Source organism: Aquabacterium sp. UBA2148 (genome assembly GCF_002328915.1).
Taxonomy (GTDB): Bacteria; Pseudomonadota; Gammaproteobacteria; order Burkholderiales; family Burkholderiaceae_C; genus Aquabacterium; species Aquabacterium parvum.
Genome location: NZ_DCXA01000256.1, coordinates 1,025 through 6,637 on the forward strand (window position 1 = coordinate 1,025; position 5,613 = coordinate 6,637).

Sequence of the window (5,613 nt, forward strand, 5' to 3'; positions counted from 1 at the left end):
CATCGGCTGGGGCTTGCGCGGGCTGGTTGTCTTCCACCCGCACCATGGTGTGGCTGCCGGCGGCCTTGAGCGTCTGCACCCACTCGTCGCCTTCGCGGCGCACGCGCAGGGCAGATCGGGCCTGGGCCAGCTTGCGGTCGGTGGTGTCGAAGTAGGCGGCCTGCAGGATCAGCGGGGCGGCCAGGTCGGCGCCCAGGCGGCCGAGTTCGGCGCGCACGGCGGCCAGGCGCTCGGCCGGGATCTGGAATTTGAGCTCGATTTCGTGCATGGCGCGCATTGTCGAGCCCCAGCGGGGCCGGGATGTGTCAGCCTCCCTTAAAATGGCGGGTTGTTCCCCCTTCGATGTGACGCCCACCATGCCGCTCTTCTGGAAGCCCTACAAGTCCGACGCGACCCAGTTCATCGACAGCCTCAAGCAGCGCGACCCGCAGCTCGAAGAGCGTCAACGCCAAGGCCGCAACCTGCTGTGGGACCGCCCGCAGGACCGCCAGGCCCAGCAGGACTTCAACGAGTCCCGCGTGGCCCAGCAGGCTTACGTCTACCACACCAAGGGCTGACGCCCCATGCAGGTCACCGGGCTTGACGAGGCCGATGCCGAGCCCTCGGCCGTCCTCGACGAGCACGGCCAGCCCCAGGTCGTCGACCACGTGGCCGTGGCGCGCCTGTACGGCGAGCCCCTGTTCGACCTGCCCACGGACCTCTACATCCCGCCGGATGCGCTCGAGGTCTTCCTGGAGGCCTTCCAGGGGCCGCTGGACTTGCTGCTCTACCTGATCCGCAAGCAGAACTTCAACGTCCTCGACATCCCGCTGGCCGACCTCACGCGCCAGTACCTGGCCTACGTCGAGCAGATCCGCAAGAGCAACCTCGAGCTGGCCTCGGAATACCTCTTGATGGCCGCGATGCTGATTGAGATCAAGTCGCGCATGCTGCTGCCGCCCAAGAAGGTCGAAGGCAGCGATGAGCCGGAAGACCCGCGTGCCGAACTGGTGCGCCGCCTGATCGAGTACGAGCAGATGAAGCTGGCCGGCGCCCGCCTGGACCAGCTGCCCTTGCTGGGGCGCGACTTCCTGCGCGTGCAGGTGCACTCAGATCCGTCCATCGTCGTGCGCCACCCTGACGTCACGCTGGTGGACCTTCGCGAAGCCTGGCTGGACATCCTCAAGCGCGCCAAGCTGCACACCCACCACACCATCACGCGCGAAGAGCTGTCGGTGCGCGAGCACATGAGCATCGTGTTGCGTGGCCTGCAGGGCAAGCGTTTCGTCGAGTTCGAGCACCTCTTCGATGTCACGCGCGGCGCACCCGTGCTGGTGGTGACCTTCATTGCCATGCTCGAGCTGGCGCGCGAGCGCCTCATCGAGATCACGCAGGCCGAGGCCTTCGCGCCGGTGTACGTGCGCCTGGCCTACGAGCCCACCGCTGCGGCCTGAACCAGGCGGGGTGCGCGTGCCTCAGCGCTCCAGTCGGATCAGCCTGCCGCCATCGCCATCGGTCAGCAAGTAGAGCCAGCCGTCCGGTCCCATGCGCACATCGCGGATGCGGCCGATGCGGCCCTTGAGCAAGGGCTCGCGATCGACGATGCGGTTGCCGTCCAGTGTCATGCGCCAGACGGCTTCACCCTTGAGCGAGCCACTGAACAGCTGACCTTCCCACCCTGGGTAGCGCTTGCCTGTGTTGAAGGCCAAGCCGCTGGGGGCGATCGACCAGGGCACCCACGTGGTCAGCGGCGGCTCGAAGTCGGGTGCGTGGCGCCCACCGTTGACCCGGCATGACTCCGTCGGCAGGCTGCCATAGGGGCAGCCATCGCTCGCCAGCGGCCAGCCATGGTTGCGACCAGGCAGCACGCGGTTGACCTCGTCACCGCCTTGCGGCCCATGTTCCGTGATCCAGAGCTCGCCCGTGACGGGGTGAAGCGCAGCGCCTTGCGGGTTGCGATGGCCGATGCTCCAAAGCTCGGGCAAGGCACCCGAGCCGGCAAAGCGCGGGTTGTCGTTGGGGATGCCGCCATCACGCTGGATGCGCACGACCTTGCCGAGTGCCGAGGCCACGTTCTGTGCGTGATCGCGGCCCGGTTTGGAGGGCTGGTCCTTCTGGCGCTCGCCCAGGGTGATGAACAGCGTCTTGTCCCGCGCGAACACCAGGCGCGAGCCGAAGTGCCCGCTGCCTTCGACCTTGGGCCTTTGGCGGTAGATCACCTCGACCTGAGCCATGCGGCCGTCCTTGATCTGACCGCGCGCGACGGCCGTGCCGCTGAGCCGCGCCTCCGGGCCCGTGCCCGCTTCGCTGTAGCTCCAGTAGACCCAGGGCTGATTCGTGTAATCGGGGTCCAGCGCGACGTCGAGCAGGCCACCTTGGCCTTCGTCGCGAACAGGTGGCAAACCTTCGATCACTTGGGGCGCTTGCTGCCCCGTCAGCGCGACCAGGCGCATGCGGCCGCCTTTTTCCGTGATCAGCGCCTTGCCGTCGGGCAGGAAGGTCAGGCCCCAGGGGTGGTCGAGGTCGCGCGCAACGGTGACCACCTTGAGGCCGTCCAGGAGACGGGCTTGTACCTCAGAGACGCTGCCGCAACTGCCGGTGAGTGCACACCCCAAGGCCGCAGCGAGCAGGGCGGTGGTGACAACGATGGGGATGGTGAAAAAACGTCGAATCATGGCGGAGGGATGCAGGACAGCTGTGGCGCCAGGGATGTCCGAATGATAGGCGGATCGGACACCTGACGCTGGCGTCAGCGTGGTGACGTTCACCACCTTAGAATCGGCGCCACTTGCGGCAGAGGTCAGCCACCATGGCGCCCACCTTCGCACCCGCGAAGCCGCACCCGCCGAGGAGACATGAGATGAACACCGCCGTCGAGTCCGCCCGCAAACCCGTGACCTTGCACCGCCTGCGCGAGATGCACGCCAAAGGCGAGAAGATCACCATGCTCACGGCTTACGACGCCACGTTTGCGCGCCTGGTCGATGAGGCCGGTGTCGATTGCATCCTGGTGGGCGACTCGCTGGGCATGCTCGTGCAGGGGCACAGCAGCACCGTGCCAGTGAGCATCGATGAGATGGCGTATCACACGCGCTGTGTGGTGCGCGGCAACCGCACAGCCTGGGTCATCGGCGACCTGCCATTCGGCAGTTACCAGGAGAGCCGCGAGCAAGCCCTGCGCAGCAGCGTGGCCTTGATGCAGGCCGGCGCACACATGGTCAAGCTCGAAGGCGGTGGCTGGACGGCCGAGACCGTGCACTTCCTGACCGAGCGCGGCATCCCCGTGTGCGCCCACCTGGGCCTGACTCCGCAAAGCGTGCACGCGCTGGGCGGCTACCGCATCCAGGGCCGCGACCAGGCCGGCGCGGACACGATGCGTCGCCACGCCAAGGAACTGACCGAAGCCGGCGCCGCCATGATGGTGCTCGAGCTCATGCCTTCTGCTGTGGCCGCCCAGGTGCAGGCCGACAACCCGGGCTTGATGACGATCGGCATCGGCGCGGGCAGCGCCACGGCCGGCCAGGTGCTGGTGCTGCACGACATGCTGCATTTCACGCGTGGCAAGCTGCCGCGCTTCGTGCGCAACTTTGCCGCCGAAGGTGGCACCGCCGACGACGCCGTGCGCCGCTATGTGGCCGCCGTCAAGGATGGCAGCTTCCCCGATGAAGCCGTGCACAGCTACTGATCTCCCGAGTCACCGATGAAAACCATCCACACCATCGCCGAGTTGCGCGCCGAGCTGGACCGCGCCCCGTCGCGCCCCGCCTTCGTGCCCACCATGGGCAACTTGCACGACGGACACCTGGCGCTGATTCGCCAGGCCTGCGAGCGCGTGGCCGGCAGCGGCAGCCCCGTGGTGGCCAGCATCTTCGTCAACCGCCTGCAGTTCGGGCCCAACGAAGACTTCGACCGCTACCCGCGCACCCTGGCGCGCGATGCAGAGTTGCTGGCCGGTGCCGGCTGCGACATCCTTTTTGCACCCGCAGAAGAGGAGCTCTACCCCGAGCCCCAGGGCTACAAGGTGCTGCCGCCTGACGAGCTGGCCAACATCCTCGAAGGCGCGTTCCGCCCAGGCTTTTTCACCGGCGTTTGCACCGTGGTGCACAAGCTGTTCAACATCGTGCAGCCGCGCCTGGCCGTCTTCGGCAAGAAGGACTACCAGCAGCTGATGGTGATCCGCCGCATGGTGGCCCAGATGGGGCTGCCCATCGAGATCGTGGGCGGTGAGACCTTGCGCTCAGCCGAAGGCTTGGCGCTGTCCTCGCGCAACGGCTACCTGAGCGACGCCGAGCGCACCGAGGCCCTGGCGCTGATCGGCCTGCTGCGCGGCATGCAGTCGCAGGCCCGAGGCGCGGCCTCGCTCACGCCCGAGTTGCTCGCGCAGTGGGAACAGTCCGCCATGGACAGCTTGCGCTCGCGTGGCTGGGCACCTGATTACGTGATGGTGCGCCGCCAGAAGGACCTGCACCCCGCCACGGTGCAAGAGCTGGCGCAAGGGCTGGCGGCCACACCGTTGGTCACGCTGGTGGCCGCCAAGCTGGGCACCACCCGCTTGATCGACAACCTGGAAGTTTGATCGGTGTGGTGGCTGCGTTGGCGGTGACGACGCTGCCAGCGTGAACATGGGTTAATGCGCCGGCTGGCCCTGCCGGCCAGACTGCGGGCTCCCTCATTGAACAGGAGTCACGCATGCCTTCCCTTGCCATCAACCAACCGCCCCTGGAGGGCGCCAGGCCTTTGGCCTCAGCAGAAGGCGATGCCTCGGCTGCCGCGCCGTCGCTCGCGCTGTTGCGTGCCTTTGCAGCGGCCAGCGCCCTTTGCCTGCTGGCCATGCTGAGCTGGTCGTGGGCCACCGGGCTGAACGTGCAGCACTTCGAGCGTGTTTCGTCGCCGGCTTTCTGGGCCGAGTCTTTCTTGGCCCATGCCCAGCACCTGCGGTGGCTGACCGTGTTCGACGACGTGTTCATCGCGTGTTATGTGACGACCACGCTCCTGCTGGTGCAGCGCTTGCGAGCCTGCGCGCCGGCTGCAGCGCGCATGCACGCGCTCGGCCCATGGGTCGTCGGCATGGCTGTGGCCGTCGGCCTGCTGGACGCCATCGAGAACCACCATGTGCTCAGCCTGCTGCATGCGGTCGAGCAAGGCCAGGCCATCGGCTACGACACCATGGTGTCGCGTGAATGGCTGAGTTCGGTGAAGTGGTTGATGGGCCACGTGGCCTTTTGCCTCTTGGGCGTGGCGCTGTGGTTCGAAGCCTTGCCCTGGCGCCTGTTTCGCATCAGTTTGATTGGCTGGCAGTTGCCGGTGGGGGCCGCAGCGCTGGCCCTGGCGGCAACACCGGTTGTGGGCGAGGCGCTGGGCTGGCTCAAGCTCATCAACGTGATGGGGGGCTTCCTGGCGCTGGCAACCCTGCCTTGGCCTGCCCCGTTGATTTCGAGGTCCTCAGTCGACTCAGGTGCACGGGCGTGACGCCCACATAAGAAGCGATGTCGCGCTGCGAGAACACCTGCTCCAGCGTGGGCCAGCGCGCCAGCGTGGCTTGCAGGCGAGCGGCGGCGTCCATCGCCAGCAGTTCGTATTCGCGCTCGACCTTCATCATGTAGAGCCGCTCGGCCACGCGCCAGCCAAAGCGCA

General features: G+C 67.2%; 7 protein-coding genes and 1 pseudogene. 5 read left to right on the plus strand and 3 right to left on the minus strand.

Translation table 11 applies throughout. From position 1 onward, the window contains the following. Positions 1-277, minus strand: a 277-nt coding sequence (locus B2W70_RS14270; RefSeq protein ID WP_286746669.1) for a CYTH domain-containing protein, incomplete at its 3' end; no start/stop codon positions are given. A gap of 79 nt (positions 278-356) precedes the next feature. On the opposite strand from B2W70_RS14270, the gene B2W70_RS14275 reads away from it, so the two are divergent. Continuing rightward, positions 357-557, plus strand: coding sequence for a DUF3460 family protein (locus B2W70_RS14275; RefSeq protein WP_058089219.1), 201 nt, complete (start codon positions 357-359; stop codon positions 555-557). 6 nt (positions 558-563) lie between these two features. Further along, positions 564-1,433: a segregation and condensation protein A gene (locus B2W70_RS14280; protein ID WP_286746671.1), complete on the plus strand. Its 870-nt coding sequence runs from the start codon at positions 564-566 to the stop codon at positions 1,431-1,433. 21 nt (positions 1,434-1,454) lie between these two features. Here the strand turns inward: B2W70_RS14280 and B2W70_RS14285 are convergent, their stop codons facing one another. Beyond that, on the minus strand, positions 1,455-2,654 hold the full coding sequence (locus tag B2W70_RS14285; RefSeq protein ID WP_286746673.1) for a PQQ-dependent sugar dehydrogenase: 1,200 nt from the start codon (positions 2,652-2,654) through the stop codon (positions 1,455-1,457). A gap of 185 nt (positions 2,655-2,839) precedes the next feature. On the opposite strand from B2W70_RS14285, the gene panB reads away from it, so the two are divergent. From panB to B2W70_RS14300, 3 genes are all read left to right on the plus strand, one after another. Beyond that, positions 2,840-3,664, plus strand: a complete 825-nt coding sequence (gene panB, locus B2W70_RS14290; protein WP_286746675.1) for a 3-methyl-2-oxobutanoate hydroxymethyltransferase — start codon at positions 2,840-2,842, stop codon at positions 3,662-3,664. Positions 3,665-3,679: 15 nt separating this feature from the next. Beyond that, entirely contained in the window at positions 3,680-4,555 is an 876-nt protein-coding gene (gene panC, locus B2W70_RS14295; protein ID WP_286746677.1) for a pantoate--beta-alanine ligase, read from the plus strand. Between the two features lie 113 nt (positions 4,556-4,668). Then, positions 4,669-5,448: a hypothetical protein gene (locus tag B2W70_RS14300; RefSeq protein ID WP_286746679.1), complete on the plus strand. Its 780-nt coding sequence runs from the start codon at positions 4,669-4,671 to the stop codon at positions 5,446-5,448. On the opposite strand, the pseudogene B2W70_RS14305 reads toward B2W70_RS14300, so the two are convergent. Beyond that, positions 5,354-5,613: pseudogene (locus tag B2W70_RS14305) on the minus strand (hypothetical protein); the annotation flags it as partial. The gene B2W70_RS14300 and the pseudogene B2W70_RS14305 sit on opposite strands and share 95 nt — an antisense overlap.

Excerpts from the sequence above, each read along its gene's own strand:
- panB (WP_286746675.1), top strand. The coding sequence starts at position 2,840 with ATGAACACCGCCGTCGAGTCCGCCCGCAAACCCGTGACCTTGCACCGC.
- B2W70_RS14280 (WP_286746671.1), top strand. The coding sequence starts at position 564 with ATGCAGGTCACCGGGCTTGACGAGGCCGATGCCGAGCCCTCGGCCGTC.
- B2W70_RS14300 (WP_286746679.1), top strand. The coding sequence starts at position 4,669 with ATGCCTTCCCTTGCCATCAACCAACCGCCCCTGGAGGGCGCCAGGCCT.
- panC (WP_286746677.1), top strand. The coding sequence starts at position 3,680 with ATGAAAACCATCCACACCATCGCCGAGTTGCGCGCCGAGCTGGACCGC.
- B2W70_RS14285 (WP_286746673.1), bottom strand. The coding sequence starts at position 2,654 with ATGATTCGACGTTTTTTCACCATCCCCATCGTTGTCACCACCGCCCTG.
- B2W70_RS14275 (WP_058089219.1), top strand. The coding sequence starts at position 357 with ATGCCGCTCTTCTGGAAGCCCTACAAGTCCGACGCGACCCAGTTCATC.